This window comes from Shewanella sp. SG44-6 (genome assembly GCF_014164185.1).
GTDB classification, from domain to species: Bacteria; Pseudomonadota; Gammaproteobacteria; order Enterobacterales; family Shewanellaceae; genus Shewanella; species Shewanella vesiculosa.
In genome coordinates, this window is sequence record NZ_JACJER010000360.1 from 1 (window position 1) to 286 (window position 286).

General features: G+C 40.2%; 1 protein-coding gene. It reads left to right on the forward strand.

What is annotated here, in order from left to right; all coding sequences use genetic code 11:
- A partial coding sequence (locus tag H5185_RS22585; RefSeq protein WP_182743380.1) for an ImcF-related family protein occupies positions 1-286 on the forward strand: 286 nt, incomplete at both ends.

The window sequence follows — 286 nt, forward strand, 5'->3', positions numbered from 1 at the left end:
ATTGATAGAAATCTTGTTGGTGATGTTAATCGTGATGTGCGGGTACAACTCAACCAACATATTGATACCTTGCTTTCTTTGGGGATTCGAGGTCATCAGTATGACAGTTCGACTGTTGATAGTGCTCGAGTTAATTTAACCATGTTGCCACTGGTTGAACGAGCTTATCAGCGTTTGAAAAGTGATTTTGCAAATAGCAGTATTCCAGACTTTAAGCTGGTCGATATATTGAGTTTAGACAGTTTAGATGGGCTGATGTTCATCAGTGGCCGTCAATTCAATCAGG